Origin of the sequence: Stappia sp. ES.058, from assembly GCF_900105595.1 — a bacterium.
Taxonomy (GTDB): Bacteria; Pseudomonadota; Alphaproteobacteria; order Rhizobiales; family Stappiaceae; genus Stappia.
In genome coordinates this window covers 746,289-763,133 of the sequence record NZ_LT629784.1, presented here as the reverse complement: position 1 = coordinate 763,133, position 16,845 = coordinate 746,289, and the positions used below count along the sequence as shown (strand labels likewise).

14 protein-coding genes are annotated in these 16,845 nt (G+C 62.4%); 4 read left to right on the top strand and 10 right to left on the bottom strand.

Translation table 11 applies throughout. From position 1 onward, the window contains the following. Positions 1–269 precede the first annotated feature (269 nt). Both BLU32_RS03580 and BLU32_RS03575 read left to right on the top strand, forming a co-directional pair. Positions 270–1,952, top strand: a complete 1,683-nt coding sequence (locus tag BLU32_RS03580) for a methyl-accepting chemotaxis protein (protein WP_172838527.1) — start codon at positions 270–272, stop codon at positions 1,950–1,952. Between the two features lie 226 nt (positions 1,953–2,178). Continuing rightward, entirely contained in the window at positions 2,179–2,745 is a 567-nt protein-coding gene (locus tag BLU32_RS03575; protein WP_093810528.1) for a rhodanese-like domain-containing protein, read from the top strand. Between the two features lie 21 nt (positions 2,746–2,766). On the opposite strand, the gene BLU32_RS03570 is transcribed toward BLU32_RS03575, so the two are convergent. The 5 genes from BLU32_RS03570 to dctP all read right to left on the bottom strand — a co-directional run bounded on the left by BLU32_RS03570 (position 2,767) and on the right by dctP (position 8,586). Continuing rightward, on the bottom strand, positions 2,767–4,290 hold the full coding sequence (locus BLU32_RS03570) for a malonyl-CoA synthase (RefSeq protein ID WP_093805022.1): 1,524 nt from the start codon (positions 4,288–4,290) through the stop codon (positions 2,767–2,769). After that, positions 4,287–5,651: a malonyl-CoA decarboxylase gene (locus tag BLU32_RS03565; protein ID WP_093805021.1), complete on the bottom strand. Its 1,365-nt coding sequence runs from the start codon at positions 5,649–5,651 to the stop codon at positions 4,287–4,289. Before BLU32_RS03565 ends, BLU32_RS03570 begins: the two co-directional genes overlap by 4 nt. Next, positions 5,648–6,964 carry a TRAP transporter large permease gene (locus BLU32_RS03560; protein ID WP_093805020.1) on the bottom strand — a complete coding sequence of 439 codons (1,317 nt, stop codon included), beginning with the start codon at positions 6,962–6,964 and terminating at the stop codon, positions 5,648–5,650. The genes BLU32_RS03565 and BLU32_RS03560 overlap by 4 nt, the downstream gene beginning before the upstream one ends. Beyond that, complete coding sequence (locus BLU32_RS03555) at positions 6,961–7,446, bottom strand: TRAP transporter small permease subunit (RefSeq protein ID WP_093805019.1); 486 nt, start codon at positions 7,444–7,446, stop codon at positions 6,961–6,963. The genes BLU32_RS03560 and BLU32_RS03555 overlap by 4 nt, the downstream gene beginning before the upstream one ends. A gap of 135 nt (positions 7,447–7,581) precedes the next feature. Continuing rightward, on the bottom strand, positions 7,582–8,586 hold the full coding sequence (dctP, locus tag BLU32_RS03550) for a TRAP transporter substrate-binding protein DctP (protein ID WP_093805018.1): 1,005 nt from the start codon (positions 8,584–8,586) through the stop codon (positions 7,582–7,584). Positions 8,587–8,764: 178 nt separating this feature from the next. Between dctP and BLU32_RS03545 the strand changes: the two genes are divergently transcribed. Next, positions 8,765–9,466 carry a GntR family transcriptional regulator gene (locus BLU32_RS03545; protein ID WP_093810526.1) on the top strand — a complete coding sequence of 234 codons (702 nt, stop codon included), beginning with the start codon at positions 8,765–8,767 and terminating at the stop codon, positions 9,464–9,466. Between the two features lie 18 nt (positions 9,467–9,484). Here the strand turns inward: BLU32_RS03545 and BLU32_RS03540 are convergent, their stop codons facing one another. From BLU32_RS03540 to BLU32_RS03520, 5 genes are all read right to left on the bottom strand, one after another. Further along, on the bottom strand, positions 9,485–10,219 hold the full coding sequence (locus BLU32_RS03540; protein WP_093805017.1) for a L,D-transpeptidase: 735 nt from the start codon (positions 10,217–10,219) through the stop codon (positions 9,485–9,487). 81 nt (positions 10,220–10,300) lie between these two features. Next, positions 10,301–11,926 carry an ABC transporter ATP-binding protein gene (locus BLU32_RS03535; protein WP_371326954.1) on the bottom strand — a complete coding sequence of 542 codons (1,626 nt, stop codon included), beginning with the start codon at positions 11,924–11,926 and terminating at the stop codon, positions 10,301–10,303. A 1-nt stretch (position 11,927) separates the two neighbouring features. Continuing rightward, positions 11,928–13,052, bottom strand: coding sequence for an ABC transporter permease subunit (locus BLU32_RS03530; protein WP_093805015.1), 1,125 nt, complete (start codon positions 13,050–13,052; stop codon positions 11,928–11,930). A gap of 3 nt (positions 13,053–13,055) precedes the next feature. After that, positions 13,056–13,979 (bottom strand): ABC transporter permease subunit, encoded by a 924-nt coding sequence (locus BLU32_RS03525; RefSeq protein ID WP_093805014.1) that lies wholly within the window; start codon positions 13,977–13,979, stop codon positions 13,056–13,058. Positions 13,980–14,136: 157 nt separating this feature from the next. Next, positions 14,137–15,735, bottom strand: a complete 1,599-nt coding sequence (locus tag BLU32_RS03520) for a peptide ABC transporter substrate-binding protein (RefSeq protein WP_093805013.1) — start codon at positions 15,733–15,735, stop codon at positions 14,137–14,139. A gap of 382 nt (positions 15,736–16,117) precedes the next feature. Here BLU32_RS03520 and BLU32_RS03515 point away from each other — a divergent pair, with 382 nt between their 5' ends. Next, positions 16,118–16,843, top strand: a complete 726-nt coding sequence (locus tag BLU32_RS03515) for a FadR/GntR family transcriptional regulator (protein ID WP_093805012.1) — start codon at positions 16,118–16,120, stop codon at positions 16,841–16,843. Positions 16,844–16,845 lie beyond the last annotated feature (2 nt).

The following is a 16,845-nucleotide window of genomic DNA, read 5'->3' as shown; positions in this document are numbered from 1 at the left end:
ATGTGATCAATCCAGTATCGACGATTCGGAGGGTGGGACAAAGGATGATCGCCGCCGGTGCGCGAGAGGACGGCACACCTCATCAAATCGCCCAAACTTCGGAAAATTCGACAAAATCCGACCGCTCACGCATCGTCAATTAGGTTAATATTCATGCTTTTGAAAAATGTATGAAAAAAACAATTTAAGGGTGTTCCATGACTGTGCAGCGTAAAAGCCAACGATCCGCCGATGCTCCCCGCCGACTCCCGGACGCAATTGCCGATTTCATGTGTGGCGACATCCGCGACACCGCCGAAACCAAAGAGGTCTGGACGGCGTTGAAGCCGGCCATGGCGGATATCATGGACGGATTCTACAATGGCGTGCTTGCCACGCCGGAGATCGCCGACAAGCTTGGAAACCCGGACAAGAACGTTCCGCACCTGAAATCCGCCCAGATGAAACACTGGGACTACATCTTCAATCACGAACCGGACGGAGAGTTCGAAGCCAGAGCGGTGCGGATCGGCGAGGCGCATGTGCGCATCAATCTGGAAGCGCAGTGGTATCTCGCGTCCTACGGCCGCCTGCTCAAGGAAGCGCTGCCTGCACTGGTCAAGCGCTACAGGTTTTCGCCCGGGAAACTCCCCGGCGCCTTGCAAGCCCTCGTCGGGCGGCTGTTTCTGGACATGATCATGTCCTACGACGCCTATGAGAACGGAATCGTGCGCAAGCGCAGCGAAGAACATCAGCGCGAAAACGAACTCGCCAGCCTGCGCGGCCTTGCCAACACCGTTTCCGATATCAACGAAGTCTCGCTTGGCATGGCAACGCTGTCGGACAACACACGACGGGCGTCGAAGAACGGCCAGGCGATCTCCTCCGCAGCGTCGGAACTGGTCACATCCGTGGAGCAGATCTCGCAGACAAGCGACAGCGCGGCCGACGAAGCGAATTCAACCAATGCGGCGGTAAATGCCGGTCTGGACGCAATGCTGGACGTGTCCCAGCGCATGGGCGACATCGCCGATGCCTCCCAGCAAAGCGCGGAGAACCTCTCCGACCTTCACGACGCGTCGGAACAGATCGGCGAGTTCCTCTCTGTCATCGAAAACATCGCCAACCAGACCAACCTGCTGGCCCTCAATGCCACGATCGAGGCAGCGCGTGCCGGCGAGGCCGGCAAGGGGTTCGCGGTCGTCGCGAACGAGGTCAAGAGCCTCGCGACCCAGGCAGCAAAGGCGACCGAGGACATCGCGCAACGGATCGACGCGCTGAAGGCGGGAATGCTGACAACTCAGGACTCCATCTCCGTCTCGCGAAAGGCCGTAGATCGCGGACAGGAAACAATTGCCAGCGCGAATGACCGGATGCAGTCGGTCGGATCCCGTATCGCCGGCGTTTCCGGCCGAATGCAGGAGATCTCGGCCATCCTCCAGCAGCAAAAGGAAGCGAGCCAGGAAATAGCAAGAAGCATCACCGGTGTCGCCGACCTTGCGGTGGAGAACGAGGCACAGCTCCAGAACATGAGCAACGCCCTCCAGGCCAGCAACGACCGTTTCTCCAGTGACGCGGCGACCTGGTTCGACGCCGGATCCGATCGTTCCATTTGCGAGATGGCGAAAATCGACCACGTGCTTTTCAAAAAGCGCGTCGTCGACACGATCATCGGACGTGACACCTGGGCAACCGCTGATGTCCCGAACCATCACGAATGCCGCTTGGGCAAATGGTACGAGGCCATCGAGAATGCGGAAATTCGCGCGCATCCCGCCTACAAGGCGCTCGCCGCGCCCCATGCGCGCGCCCATACGGCCGCGCATGAAGCCTTGCAGGCGCATGGCGATGGCGATGCCGATACCGCTTCGGCGCGGTTGACGGATCTCAACACATCGAGCCGAGAGCTCGTCGATGCATTGGATGCCTTTTCCCAGGCCCTGCAAAGCGAACTGAAGGATTGCAAACGATAACGCCAGCAGCGCGCGTCAAGACCCGCATCATGTGCAACTCCCGCCAGTCAGGCGGAAAACGTGATCCCGTGCCTGCCGAGACCGCAAGGGTGAAAGGGCAAGCCCTGAGACCCTTGCGCCAGCCCCCTCGCCAAAAAAGCCGACTTGCGCTTTGCGCTCACATTCGAAATCATTAATATGATGTCGAACGAGCGCCGGCGAAGCCGGCCGAGCGGGAGGAATGAGCATGAAAATCGCAGCAGCCCTTGCGGGCATCGCCTTGTTGGCAATCTCGGGTGTCTCCTCGCACGCGGAGGATACCCTGAAAATCGGACCTGAAAGCACGGCTGTCACCATCCAGACCGATGACGGCCCGGTCGAGATCACCCGACACGCAAATGACACGCAACTCATCGGCGGTGTGCTGCAGCCGATCATCCCGGTGCCCGGGGTCCAGCCGGCCGGGGAACTGGAAGTCCTGCAGGCGCTTCAGGACGACACTGCTCTTGTCGTCGACATGCGCACCATGGAATGGCGCGTCAAGTCGACCATCCCGGGCTCGATCCATATTCCCTACACGGAAGTATCCATGCGCCTCGACGAGGTCGGCTGCACTGGAGAAGCGGGTGCATGGGACTGCAGCAAGGCGCGCTCCGTCTTTGCCTTCTGCAATGGTCCGGCCTGCGGCCAGAGCCCGATGGCGATTAAGGCGATGGTCCGCGACGGCTTTCCGGCCGAAAAGATCCACTACTATCGCGGCGGCATGCAGGACTGGACGGTCCTCGGCCTGACGACGGTCGAAAACCTCTTTTGATCCGCCTTGCCCCGGCGCCGCTCAGGCGGCGCCGAAGGTATCCTTGTATTGCTCGCGCAACACGTTTTTCTGGATCTTGCCCATGGTGTTGCGCGGCAACTCGGGCAGCACATAGACCCTCTTGGGCTGCTTGAACTTCGCCAGCGTCTCGGCGAGCGGCGCGATGATGCCCTCCGCCTCAAGCGTCACGCCAACGTGCGGGGCAACGACAGCCACGACGCCCTCTCCGAAATCGGCATGGGGCACGCCGATCACCGCACTTTCGGCAACACCGGAAATCTCGTCGATCACCGCCTCGACCTCCGCCGGATAGACATTGAAGCCACCGGTGATGATCAGATCCTTGGAGCGGCCTACAATGCTGACATACCCCCGCTCATCAATGCGCCCCATGTCGCCTGTGATGAAGAAGCCGTCGGCGCGGAATTCCGTCGCCGTTTTTTCCGGCATCTGCCAATAACCCTTGAAGACATTGGGTCCGCGCACCTCGATGACGCCGACCTCGCCGTCGGGCAGACCGCGGCCGCTTTCCGGCTCGGCAATGCGAAGTTCCACCCCCGGCAGCGGAAAGCCCACTGTCCCCGGACGCCGGTCGCCGTCATAGGGGTTGGAGGTGTTCATATTCGTTTCCGTCATGCCGTACCGCTCGAGGATCGCGTGTCCTGTGCGCGCGCTGAAGGCCTTGTGAACCTCCGCCGACAAAGGCGCCGACCCCGACACGAAGAGCCGCATGTGGGCGGCGAGCTTCCGTGTAAAGGCCTCTGACCCGAGAAGGCGCGAGTAGAACGTCGGAACGCCCATCATCGTGGTCGCCTGCGGCATCAGCCGGAGCACTTCGTCGAGATCGAATTTCGGCAGGAACAGCATCGATCCCCCGGCGAGGAGCGTGATGTTGCTCGCAACGAACAGGCCGTGCGTGTGGAAGATCGGCAGGGCATGCAGAAGCACATCGTCGGATGTGAAGCGCCAGTAGTCCATCAGAACGCGCGCGTTCGAGGCGAGGTTCTCGTGGGTCAGCATCGCCCCCTTGGAGCGGCCCGTCGTCCCGGATGTGTAGAGAATCGCGGCAAGATCGTCGGGTCCGCGCGAGACATCCTGAAAGTCCGGCGACGCCCCTTCCGCGGCCGTGCTCAGACTGCCCGATCCGTCCGCGGCCAAGGTCAGGACATGGGCTTTCACCTTGTCCGCGATTTGTGCCAGGGCGTGGTGCCGCCCGGGATCGCACACCAAAATCGTGGGCCGCGCATCGGAGACAAAATAATCGACCTCGGCCGGCGTATAGGCCGTGTTGAGCGGCAGGAACACGGCACCGGCCCGCAACGTGCCGAGATAGAGCATCAAGGCCTCGGCGGATTTTTCCACTTGTACGGCAACGCGGTCGCCGGGCCTTACCCCGGATGCAGCAAGGACATTGGCGTAGCCGGCCGAACGGACGAGCATGTCGGCATAGGTGATGACACCTCCATCCGGCGTTTTCAGGAACGGCGCGGCATCGTCGCGGATCGCGGTTCGGATCTGGGAAAAGAGGTGGTTTGTCTCGGTCATGCGACAGGGTCCGGTATCTGTTTCTTATTGGTGTCGGGGACGGATTTCAAAAGGCGGGACACGCTGCTTGCCGCGGCGACCGCTCCGGTGGCCGCGAAGGCTTCATGGTTCTTCTCGATATCGCCGAGGCTGTAAAGGTAATTGACCATCAAGCCATAGGACTGGCGTCTGCCGGAGGTCGACGGATTGGCATTCCAGTTGACGCGTTCCAACCGCGCGCCGTTTCCAAGGTGAAACCGGGCAACGGGATCGAGCGGACGCGACCCCTTCGCCTTCTCGCGCATCAGATAATGCGCGCAGATCGCGCGAAGGGGCTCCTTCAGCTCTTCAGACGGCTCGGCGTCACCGGCCTGATCCAGCAACTCGGCCTTGTCCCCGGCCAAAACCTTGGCAATCGGGCTCCCCTCCTCCGCAATCGCCTGATCGACATAGGCGCGCAGGCCGGGCACCGGAGACAACGTCACGAAGATCTTGAGGTCGGGGAGGTCGCGGCGCAATTCCTCCACCACCTGCTTGATCAGGAAATTGCCGAAGGAAATCCCCCGCAATCCCTTCTGGCAGTTCGAGATGGAATAGAACACCGCCGTTGTGGCCTCGTCCGGCGCAAGCTCCGGGCGTCCCTCGGCGAGAATGGGCGGAATGGCGTCCGGAATCGCACGCGTAAGCGCAACCTCGACGAAAATCAGCGGGTCGTCCACCAGGGCCGGATGAAAGAAGGCATAGAGACGCCGGTCCGGCAGGTCGATGCGGCGACGCAAATCGTCCCAGTCCCGGATTTCATGAACGGCCTCATAGCGGATGATCCGTTCAAGGATCACCGCCGGCGTCGACCAATCGATGCGTTGCATGACCAGGAAGCCGCGATTGAACCAGGAGGAAAACAGGTGTTCGAAATCTCGGTCGACCTCGCGCAGGGCGGGGTCGTCACGCAGGCAGCCGATCAGATCCTTGCGCATTTTTACAAGGGCCGAGGTTCCTCCCGGTGCCAGGTTCAGGCGGCGCACCAGTTCCTGGCGCCGAGGCTCCGTAGCGGCATGCAGTCCTTGCAGGCGCGATTCGTCATCGGGCTCCTCCAGAACCGCATGCGCGGCCTTCGCGACGCGATCACGGTCGGCTCCGAAGCGCACATGTAGCTCCTGGAAGAACGCGCGACGCTCTTCGCCGGTGAGCGCTGCGTAGCTGTTCAGCAAATCGCGCGCAAGGGCGACGCCCGACGCCTCGCCACGGCCGGACAATAGCGCCTCGCACAAGTCTCCCAGAGCGCGACCGCTCGATACACGCTCGCGTTTTCGATCCAGCAAATACCGCCCCTGGTCGGCGATCGACCCGAGCAAGTCATTGAAAAAGCTGCTTCTACTCATCTACCAGGTCCCATCAACATGTCCGGAAGCCAGAGTGCGATCCCAGGCATCAGGCAAAGCAGCACAATGCCCACGACCATACATCCGACATAGGGCAACGACCCCCGCAGGATCTCGCCAAGCGTGATGTTCGGCGCGATGCCGTTGATCACATACAAGTTGAGACCGACAGGCGGCGTTATCAACCCGATTTCCATGTTGATGGTGAGGACAACCGCAAACCAGTAGGGATCGAAACCCGCCTGGACGATGATCGGCAACAGGATGGGCGCGGTCATCAGGATCACGGCAACCGGCGGCAGGAAAAACCCCGCGAACAGCAGGAACATGTTGATGATGCCCATCAGGACCCAGCGGTTCACATCCAGCGCCGCGATCCATTCCGCGATTGTCTGGGTAATGAAAAGCGACGAAAGCGCGAAGGAGAAAAGTTCCGATGCGCCGATGATCATCATGATCATCACGCTCTCCTTCAACGTGTCGCGAAACAGCTGACTGTAGAGCGTGAGTTTCCACAAACGATAGATCAGGGCCACGAAGATCAGGCACATCACCGCGCCGACGCCGGCGGCTTCCGACGGCGTGGCGATGCCGCCGTAAAGCACATAGAGAATGCCCACGATGATCGCGAGAAACGGCAGGACACGCGGCAGGACGGCAAAGCGCTCGCGCATCGAAAAGCGCCGCCCGAGCATATCGAGACCGACACCGCGCCGCCGGCAATCGAAGATCGTCCACGCCATGAAAAGCGCGGTCAGCATGGCGCCAGGCAACAGGCCGGCGAGAAACAGGCGGCCGATCGAGGTTTCCGTTGCAATGCCGTACACGATCATCGTGATCGACGGCGGAATCAGAATGCCGAGCGTTCCGCCGGCCGCGATCGATCCCGCCGCGATCTCATTGGGGTATCCGCGCTTGGTCATCTCCGGGATGCCCATCTTGCCGATAGCGGCGCAGGTCGCCGGGGACGAGCCGGACAGAGCAGAGAAAACGGAACAGGCGCCAAGGTTAGACAGAACCAGCCCGCCGGGGACCCGGTTCAGCCAGCGATCGAGCGCCTCATAGAGGTCCTTGCCGGCCGGCGATGACGCGACCGCGGCCCCCATCAGGATGAACATCGGGATCGAAACGAGGCCGAAGGAGGCCAGCCCACCGAAAAAGGTCTCGCCGAGAATGCCCAGTGCGCCCCAGCCATCGGCCAGGATCAGCGCGGCGATCGAGACGAACCCGAGCGCGAAGGCAATCGGCATGCCCAGTGCCAGAAGCCCCAGCAGGACGGCCAATACGCCTGCTCCCCAGATCATGGGCGTCATGACGCGTCTCCGTAGATTTTCATGATTTCGGCGATGTATTGCAGAACCAGCAGGCCGATGCCCACAGGCAATGGCAACAGGGGAATCCACAACGGGATGCGCCAGACGGAATCCGTGGTCCAGCCGTAGCTCCAGGCTTCGTGAAAATAGATCCAGCCCGACCACGCCAGCAGCGCGCAAAAGGCAATCCCGAACAGGCCGGCAACCGTCTGCATGGCGCGACGCACGCGTGGCGAAGCTCTCAGTTGCAAGAGGTCGACGTTCACATGCCCCTTGTGGAGCAGGACATAGGGCGAGCCGAGAAACGTCGCAGCAACCAGAGCATAGATCACATATTCGGTTTGCCAGACAGTGGACGCATTCAGGACATAACGCATGAAAACCATGTGACAGACGACCACAGCGGCGGAGCCGGTCAACGCCATCGCGAACACGCCGAGCGCCCGCGAAAGCGCGGTCACGAGAATGATATACAAGGACATGAGTGGTTGTTCCGCTTCAGGGTCGAGCCGTCATGGCCCCGACCTCACCCGATCGCGAGTGCGAAGCGCGAGATCGCGCAAAGCACCGGGCCGCCGCCCCGCCGGCACAAAAACCAGCGGGGCGACAATCAATGCTCAGTCGACGGCGAGCGCCTTGGCGATCAGTTCATCGCCGCCCGGGACATTCTCGGAAAATGTCTTGTAAGACGTCTCCTGGGCGATCGCGAGCCATTCCTTGTAATCGTCGGCGGACATTTCGACGATCTCCACGCCGGCATCCTTGTAGGCCTGCACGAGTTTGGCATCGAGACCTTTCGCCTCCCCGACGAAATACTCCTGCGCAACCTTGCCGGCAGCCATCACGGCGTCCTTCTGCTCCTGATTGAGCTTGTCCCAGCTCCGCTTGGACATCAGGATCGGCTCATACATGAACCAAAGCGCGTTCGCGCCGGGCGCCGTCAGGCACGTCACCTGTTCGTAGATGCGGTAGGATACGAAAGACCCGGACGAGGTGTTGGCCGCATCGAGCACTCCCGTCTGCAGCGCGGTGTAGATCTCCGACGACGGCATGGACGCGATCGAGGCACCGGCCCCGACCAGCATCTGCTCGAAGGCCGGCCCCGCAGCGCGGGTCACCTGACCTTCAATGCTCTCGGGAGAGGTAATGCACTGGGTCTTGGAAGCGAAAGCACCGGCGAGCCAGGCATCGGCGATCACCACGACGCCGGCGTCATTGATGATCTTCTTGATGTCGTCCATGAACGGCGACGTGTTGAGACGCAGTGCCCGGTCGTGGTTCTGCACCAGCCCCGGCATCAGGGTGGCGGAGAACTGCGGATGGCGCCCCGACGCATAGTCGAGCGGGAAGGCCGAGATATCGAGCTGGCCCTTGACCATCGCGCCCCACTGTTCACGCGGCTTGAACAGGGAACGGCCCGGATAGACCTTGATTTCCACGCCGACGTCGGCGTCCGCGACTTCGCGCGCAAGGATCTGGACCATTTCGTCGCGCACGTCGCCCTTGCCACCCGGCCACTGGTGCGATGCCTTGAGAACCACATCTGCCGCGTGCGCGGCCGGCATGGCGATCACCATGGCCGTCGTCAGGCCAAGCGCGGCCTTTGCAAGTGTCTTGAACATGTTTTCCTCCCATACACGGTCGACATTCGTTGATGCCGCCGAGTCTGTTCCTCTCGAACGCCACAGGACACCAGCCTCCCCCGGGCCCGTCACGCCATGACGCAAGGCAAGCATCGCATTGCATCCAAGTCAACACTTTTTGTATACAAGATTGCCAAGGTTGAATATCATCCGCCTCATGACGACCGCGACCACGCCGCCAAAACCATCCGCTCGAACCGCTCAGGCTCTGCGCGAAGCGCTTGAGGACGACATTGCCGTCGGCCTCTATCCTCCCGGCACGCGTCTGGACGAAGTCTCTCTGGCAAAAAGATTTTCCGTCTCACGCACACCAATCCGCGAAGCCCTGATCGAGCTTTCCGCCTCCGGTCTGGTCGAGATCCGCCCGCGCCGCGGCGCCTTCGTGCGCGAGATCGGAATTCCGCGCCTGATCGAGATGTTCGAGGTGATGGCCGAACTGGAAGCCATGTGTGCAAGGCTTGCCACGCGGCGCATGGACGGATCCGAACGCGCAGCACTCTTGGAAGCGCACGAGCGCTGCGCGGCGGCGGCCGGGGCCGGAGACCCGGATGCCTATTACATCGCCAACGAGGATTTCCATGACGCGATCTATCGTGGCAGTGGCAACGGGTTTCTGGAGGAACGGGCGCGCGATCTCAAGAACCGGCTGAAGCCCTATCGCCGGCTCCAGCTCAGAGTGCGCAATCGGGTGGGGAATTCACTCGCCGAGCATCAGGCGCTGGTCGATGCGATCCAGGCCGGCGACGCCGAGACGGCGTCCGCTGTGCTGCGCTCGCATATTCTCATTCAGGGCGAGCGCTTCAACGATTTTGTGGCATCGCTCGCGGCGGCGGAACAGACCCGCCGCAAGCAGGGTTGAGAAAAACAAGCAGGCGCGTCAACCGGTCTTTGGAGCCTTGGACAGGACCACGACCTTGGTGTGGGTCGGCACGCGCTTGAACAGGTCCATGATGTCCTGGTTCCACATGCGGATGCAGCCGGAGGACACGTTGCGGCCAATGCTGTCCGGCTTCTTCGTGCCGTGGATGCGATACAGCGTGTCGACGCTGCCCTGCCAAAGGTCCAGCGCCCGCGCACCGAGCGGATTGCGCGGACCGCGCGGATAGCCGTCCTTCCAGTATTTCTCCAGCGCCGGATTGCGCGCGATCATTTCTCGCGGAGGGCGCCAGAGCGGCCAGACGCGCTTGACCCGCACCTTGGCATCGCCGCTCCAGGAAAAGCCGGCGCGCCCGACGCCGATGCCGTAGCGCAGCGCCTTGCCGCCTGGAAGCGTCCAGTAGAGAAACCGGGAATAGGGATCGACGATGATGGTCCCGGGGCGTTCCCGGGTGTCGTAGTCGACAACCTGGCGCCAGTACTTCCTGTCGAAATTCTTGTAGGCGATCGCGGGAACCTTGAAGTCGTAATCCGTCGTCGCGGCATAGGCCGCCGCATAGTCGAAGTCCTCGCCCGGCAGGTCCGGCTGATTGTGCAACCCGACCGTCGAAACACCGCCGCCCACACCGCTCGACTGGCAGGCGGCCAGAAACAACGGCGCACCAATCACGAACGATCGACGGGAAAGCCCCGCGCCCGAAAGGGGCTGCATCTTGTCCGGTCCCTTAGACACCATGTCTTTCTCCAAGCGTTCCAAGCACTGATCGCAAGTCTTTTAACCGATTGCAGGTGCGGATGCGAGCGCGGAAAACGGCCCCTACCCGGCTGCAACAGGAGCCAGCGCCGCCGCCATCAACGCACGCGTATAGGGATCGGCGGGGGCGGAAAAGACCGCTTCCGCCGGCCCCGCCTCCACCACCCGTCCGCTCTTCATCACGATGATCGTGTCGGCCAGCGCCCGGACCACGGCGAGATCGTGACTGATGAAGAGATAGGTGAGTCCGTGGTCGCGCTGAAGATCCCTTAACAGATCGACGATCTGTTTCTGGATGGTCCGGTCCAGCGCCGACGTCGGTTCGTCGAGCACCACGAGACGCGGCTTCAACACCATCGTGCGCGCGATCGCGATGCGCTGGCGCTGACCGCCGGAGAATTCATGCGGATAGCGGTTGCGCACCGACGGGTCGAGCGACACTTCCTGAAGGGCTGCACAGGCGCGCAGGTCGCGGTCGCGCCGCGACAGCGACGGCTCATGCACCAACAACCCCTCGGTCACGATCTGACCGACCGTCATGCGCGGGCTGAGGGATCCGAAGGGATCCTGGAACACCAGCTGCATCTGGCGGCGGATCGCGCGCATGCCCGCCTTGTCGGCGTTGGAGATATCGCGCCCCTCGAATTGCACTCGCCCGCTATGGGGAAGCAGTTGCAAAAGCGCGCGCCCCAGCGTCGATTTCCCGGATCCGGATTCGCCAACAATCCCGAGCGTCTGCCCCTCGCGCACCGTCAGCGACACATCGTCGACCGCCTTGAGGACTGTCGGCGGTTTCAGGAAACCCTGCTGAATGCGGAAGGCGACGCCGAGCTTCTGTGCACCGACGACGATCGGTCGGCTTTCGGGCACCGGCTCCTTATGACCGGACGGTTCCGCATCCAGCAACATGCGCGTGTAGGCCTGGCGCGGCGCGGCGAAGAGCGCATCCGTTGACCCGGTTTCAACCACCTCGCCGTCCTTCATCACCACCACCCGGTCAGCGATGCGCCGCACGATGCCGAGATCGTGGGTGATGAACACCACCGCCACGCCGGTGCGCTCCTGAAGATCGGCGATGAGGTCGAGGATCTGCGCCTGGGTGGTAACGTCGAGCGCGGTCGTCGGCTCGTCCGCGATCAGGACGTCCGGGTCGTTGGCAAGCGCCATGGCGATCATCACCCGCTGACGCTGGCCACCCGACAATTCGTAGGGGTAGGCCCGCAGCTTGTCGGAGGGATCGGGAATGCGGACCAGCTCCAGAAGCTCCAGAGCCCGGCGCGACGCCCGCTTCCAGGACAACCCGCCATGTTCGACCAGCGGCTCGCTCAGCTGTCGTTCCACCGTGTAGAGTGGATCGAGCGAGGTCATCGGCTCCTGGAAGATCATGGTGATCTTTGCACCACGTACCGCGTTCAGCGCCTTTGGACGCAATGTCAGCAGATTGCGGCCCCGGTAGAGAACCTCGCCGGTGGCGCGGCCGTTATCGGCCAACAGCCCCATGGCCGCCATCATGGTCTGGCTCTTGCCGGAGCCGCTTTCGCCCACGACCGCAACCGTCTCGCCCTTGCGCACGTGAAGATCGATGCCGCGCACGGCCTGGACATCGCCGTCATTGGTCGAAAAGGTGACGTCCAGTCCGCGAATGTCGAGCACGAGATCGTCGTCCGCTGTCATTGCCGCCTGTTTCATCTCAGCGATCCTTCGGGTCGAGCGCATCGCGCAGCCCGTCGCCGATGAAGTTCAGCGCAAACAGTGTCGTCGTCAGGAAAATCGCGGGAAACAGCAGCATCGTCGGATTGCCCTCGATGTCGCGCGCGCCTTCGGAAATCAGTACGCCCCAACTGGTCATCGGTTCCTGGACGCCGAGACCGAGGAACGAGAGGAAGCTTTCCAGCAGGATTACGCGCGGCACCAGCAGCGTCATGTAGATCACCACCGGGCCGGTCAGATTGGGGATGATGTGACGGCGCAGGATGCCGGTGTTCTCCACGCCCAGCGCCTCGGCCGCCTGGATGAACTCCTGGCGCTTCAGGCTGAGCGTCTGGCCGCGCACGATCCGGGCCATGTCGAGCCATTCCACCGCACCGACGGCGATGAACATCAGCACGAAGTTTCTCCCGAAAAAGACGACCAGCAGGATCACGAAAAAGATGAAGGGCAACGAGTAGAGAACGTCGACGACGCGCATCATCACGAGGTCGACCCGCCCGCCGAGATAGCCCGAGACCGCGCCATAGGTCACGCCGATGACGATGGCGACCACGGTCGCCAGCAACCCGATGGTCAGCGAGATCCGCCCGGCGATCAGCGTGCGCGTGAACAGGTCGCGGCCGGTCGCATCGGTGCCGAAGAGAAAGGTGAAGCGCTCGATGTCCGCGACGATGACGCCGGTTCGTCCGTCACCCGCGACCTCTTCCAGCCGGGCGCCGGAGAAGATATCCACCCGATCGACATAGCGCACGATGCGCGGATCGAGGTCTCGCGACGAGAACACGGGGATGCGCACGCTTTCGCCAACGATCTCGATGGGTTCGCCGACGTCCACGCGCGCCCGCTTCAGCGCATCGCGCGCGGCCGGCGCGATCGCATCGGCCTTGGGATAGGGCGCAAGGCTCGGTCCGACTTTCACATAGGAGCGATAGACCTGGTCGTAGCCGTGTCCGGTCAGATAGGGGCCGATAAGGCACATGAGCGCCATCAGCACAAGAAAGACGAGGCTTGCCATCGCCGCACGGTTGCGGCGCAGGCGCGCGAGCCCGTCCTGCCAGAGCGACCGGCCCTCCACGGGCCTCGACTGGGTAACTGCCACGGTCATCGCCTATCCCAGCCGCACGCGCGGGTCGATCAGCGCATAGAGCAGATCGACCACCAGATTGAAGACGATGATGAAGATGGCGATGACGATCACCGTTCCCATCACCAGCGTGTAGTCGCGGTTGAGCGCAGCCTGAACGAAATAGCGCCCGACGCCGGGAATGCCGAAGATCGTCTCCACCACGACCGAGCCGGTCAGAAGCGCTGCAGCCGCCGGGCCGGCATAGGATACGACCGGCAGGATCGCCGAGCGCAGCGCGTGCACGACGACCACGGTCCAGGGTTTCAGCCCGTAGGCGCGGGCCGTCCGGATGTGGTGGGAGCGCATCGCCTCGATCATCGCACCGCGCGTCAGTCGCGTGACCACGGCGATCTGCGGCAGGGCAAGCGTGACGATCGGCAGGACCTTGAAGGACCATTGGCCATCGCCCCATCCGCCGGCGGGCAGCCATCCGAGCCAGACGCCGAAGACCAGCGACAGCAGCGGCGCGATCACGAAGGTGGGAATGGTGATGCCAAGCGTTGCCAGCCCGACGATGCCATAATCGGCCGGGCGGTTCTGGCGAAGCGCGGAAGCGATGCCGAGCAATGTTCCCGCAACCAGCGCAAGCACGAGCGCGCCCGCTCCGATCTGGATGGACACCGGCAGGCCGGAGGCGAACAACTCCGCAACCGAGAAATCCCGGTAGACGAAACTCGGGCCGAAATCGCCGCGTGCGAGATTGCCGAGATAGTAGAGATACTGTTCCCACAACGGTTTATCGAGATGATAGATCCGGTTGAGGTTCTCCATCACCTTGGCTTCCAGCGGACGTTCCAGATTGAACGGCCCGCCCGGCGCGACCCGGATCAGGAAGAACGCACCTGTGATGATCACAAAGAGCGTCGGGATCGCCGTCAGCAGACGGCGGGTGACATAACCGAACATATAAAGCGGGCTCCGCGTCCTTGTCGCCGACCATTGCGCGACCGAAACAGGCTGCGCCACCGTGCGCGCGTTCGCCCGGGCAAGGCAACCTGCGTGATCGCGACGAGCGGATGTGCGGGAGGCGGATGAGACCCCGCCTCCTGCGTGGAAAGAGCGCTCAGCCCTCGATCGAGATCAGACGCGTCGGATGCACGTTCTGGAGGTTGTCCTCCCAGCCCTTGATCGTGGGCGAGACCAGCGAGTGCGAGGAATAGTAGAGGATCGGGATGAACGGCAGGTCGCGCATGAAGATCGCTTCCGCCTCCTGCAGGATGTCGGCGCGCTTCTCCAGATCCGTTTCCGCCGCCGCCTTGTCCATCAGCGCATCGTAGTCGGCGTTCTTGTAATTGGCGTAGTTGAAGCCGTCATTGTCGGATTCCACGAGGAACAGGAAGTTCTGCGGATCCGAATAGTCGCCGATCCAGCCGGCACGCGCGATGTCGAAGTCGCCCTTGTCGCGAAGATGCGCGTAATGGCTGGCAAGGTCGCGGTTGATCATGGAGGTTTCCACCCCGATCGTCTTCCACATGTCGGCGATGGCGATTGCCGTGTTCTTGTGGTTTTCCGAGGTGTTGTACATGATCTCCAGCGTCAGGGGCGTATCGGGTCCGAAACCGGCCTCCTTCAGGAGCGCCAGCGCCTCGTCCTCGCGGTCGAGCATCGCCTCGCCCTTGTAGTCGGCATAGGCCGGCTCGCCGTAGTTGTTGATCCCCGGAGGCACCAGCGAATAGGCCGGAACCATGGTGCCGCCCCAGATTTCCTCGGCCACATACTCCCGGTCGATGGCCATCGACAATGCCTGACGAACGCGCACGTCGTCGAACGGCGGCTTCGACATGTTCACAGCGTAATAGTAGTTGCCGAGATAAGGTGGCGTGCGCACCTGATCGCCGAACTTGGCGCGCAGATCCGCGATCTGGTCGGTCGGCAGGTCGGAGCAGGAATGGATCTCGCCGGCCTCGAATCGGCGCACGCAGGACGCCCGGTCCTCGATCGGGTAGAAGATCACCTTGTCGATCGAAACGCTGTCGGCGCCGTGATAGGTCGCGTTCTTCACCGCCACGAGCTTGTCGTTGGGCGTGAACTCCTGAAGCGTGAAAGCGCCGTTGGACACGAAGTTCTCCGGCTTCACGAAGTCGGAGCCATGCGCCTCGACCGTCGCCGGATGCACCGGCAGTCCGGTCTGGTGGGTCAGGAGTTCCAGGAAGAACGGCGTCGCCTGCTCGAGCGTGATCTCGAGCGTCGCGTCATCGACCGCCTTGACGCCGAGCTCGCCGGGCGCAAGCTCGCCCTTGTTGACCTTTTCCGCGTTCTTGATCGGGTACAGAATATTCGCGTATTTCGCACCGGTCTCGGGCGTCATGATCCGCTGCAGCGAATAAACAAAATCGCCCGCCGTCACCGGGTCGCCGTTCGACCATTTGGCGTCGCCGCGCAGGGTGAACGTGTAGACCGTCCCGTCTTCCGACACCGTGTGGCTTTCGGCCACGCCCGGCACGACCCTGGCCTTCGCGTCATAGACCATCAGCCCTTCGTAAAGATCGCGCAGGATATGTGCCTCCGCGACCGTGGAGGTCTTGTGCTGGTCCAGCGTCTCCGGATTGCCGTCGTTTCCGCGATGATAGACCGTTTCGGCCATCGCACCGAGCGCGGAAACCGCGACGAGCGCTCCCGCGATCAGACCTGCGCGCAAACCCGCGCCAACATTTATTGTCATCTCTCACTCCCGGTCTTGTCACCCCATGCGAATGCCGCACCTCTTGTCGGGGACCTGCGGGTCCGGATGCTCCTGAACACATGGAGTGGTTGTGAGCGAAGCTTTCCACCAATCGTCCGCAATGACAAGATGCCGCAACGTTGCCTGTTCCCGCCTGACGGAAAAAAGCCGAGAATGTTCCCGGTATTCCACGCAGGGTGAAAAAGCATCCCTACAATCGGGACATATTCGCTGCATCGTTCCGAAATGCCGCAGAGTGGCAGGGCCCGCATGCAAATCCGCACCCGGTGGCGCGGCGTGTTTTTCTTGATTTGCTTGCAGCAATGACCGATGGCATGTCCGCATATCGCGCAAACGACAAAACAGGCTTGAGAAACGCCAGATGCAGGACGCAGCGTCTCCCTTGCGGGGCAACCTAAAATCCGCTGTCGCGGAAATCATCGCCCTTCGCATACTGGATGGCTCCTATCCTCCGGGCAGCACCTTGCCGACGGAGGCCGGTCTGCTTGCCGATCTCGGCGTCAGCCGGACCTGTCTGCGCGAGGCGCTGCAAACGCTCGTCGGCAAAGGCCTGATCTCCTCGCGCCCGAAGCATGGCACCAGCGTGCGCCCGGAAGTCGACTGGAATTTTCTCGACGGGCAAATGCTTGCCTGGCGGGCCAAGGTCGTTCCGCAGACCCAGATCCTCGCGGAGCTTGTTGGCATCCGTGACCTTGTCGAGCCGGAAGCGGCGGCCCTGGCCGCGCGACATGCGGATGACGAGGCCATTGCCGCGATGCGCGAAGCGCTCGATGCCATGGGCGCGGCCAACGGCGTGCGCAACCCGGACACCCAGAACGCGGATGTGCGCTTTCACCGACTGATGCTCGCCGCGAGCCGCAATGCTTTGCTGTCCGGCCTCGGCGCCTGCATCGAGAACGCCTTGCGGGCTTCGATCTCGATCACCTCGGACCCGCGCGTCAGCGACCCGATCGCGCTCGACCAGCACCGACTTGTGCTCGACGCCATTGCCGCTCATGACCCGGAGGCGGCCCGCAGGGAAATGGTGAAACTCATGTCCATGACCCGCAATATCCTGAAAACCGCGAAGGCCCTGCCGGACGCCTGAAT

Bases quoted from the DNA above. Each gene is read 5' to 3' on its own strand.
- BLU32_RS03580 (WP_172838527.1), top strand. From the start codon at position 270: ATGTGTGGCGACATCCGCGACACCGCCGAAACCAAAGAGGTCTGGACG.
- BLU32_RS03575 (WP_093810528.1), top strand. From the start codon at position 2,179: ATGAAAATCGCAGCAGCCCTTGCGGGCATCGCCTTGTTGGCAATCTCG.
- BLU32_RS03570 (WP_093805022.1), bottom strand. From the start codon at position 4,290: ATGACCGAGACAAACCACCTCTTTTCCCAGATCCGAACCGCGATCCGC.
- BLU32_RS03565 (WP_093805021.1), bottom strand. From the start codon at position 5,651: ATGAGTAGAAGCAGCTTTTTCAATGACTTGCTCGGGTCGATCGCCGAC.
- BLU32_RS03560 (WP_093805020.1), bottom strand. From the start codon at position 6,964: ATGACGCCCATGATCTGGGGAGCAGGCGTATTGGCCGTCCTGCTGGGG.
- BLU32_RS03555 (WP_093805019.1), bottom strand. From the start codon at position 7,446: ATGTCCTTGTATATCATTCTCGTGACCGCGCTTTCGCGGGCGCTCGGC.
- dctP (WP_093805018.1), bottom strand. From the start codon at position 8,586: ATGTTCAAGACACTTGCAAAGGCCGCGCTTGGCCTGACGACGGCCATG.
- BLU32_RS03545 (WP_093810526.1), top strand. From the start codon at position 8,765: ATGACGACCGCGACCACGCCGCCAAAACCATCCGCTCGAACCGCTCAG.
- BLU32_RS03540 (WP_093805017.1), bottom strand. From the start codon at position 10,219: ATGGTGTCTAAGGGACCGGACAAGATGCAGCCCCTTTCGGGCGCGGGG.
- BLU32_RS03535 (WP_371326954.1), bottom strand. From the start codon at position 11,926: ATGAAACAGGCGGCAATGACAGCGGACGACGATCTCGTGCTCGACATT.
- BLU32_RS03530 (WP_093805015.1), bottom strand. From the start codon at position 13,052: ATGACCGTGGCAGTTACCCAGTCGAGGCCCGTGGAGGGCCGGTCGCTC.
- BLU32_RS03525 (WP_093805014.1), bottom strand. From the start codon at position 13,979: ATGTTCGGTTATGTCACCCGCCGTCTGCTGACGGCGATCCCGACGCTC.
- BLU32_RS03520 (WP_093805013.1), bottom strand. From the start codon at position 15,735: ATGACAATAAATGTTGGCGCGGGTTTGCGCGCAGGTCTGATCGCGGGA.
- BLU32_RS03515 (WP_093805012.1), top strand. From the start codon at position 16,118: ATGCAGGACGCAGCGTCTCCCTTGCGGGGCAACCTAAAATCCGCTGTC.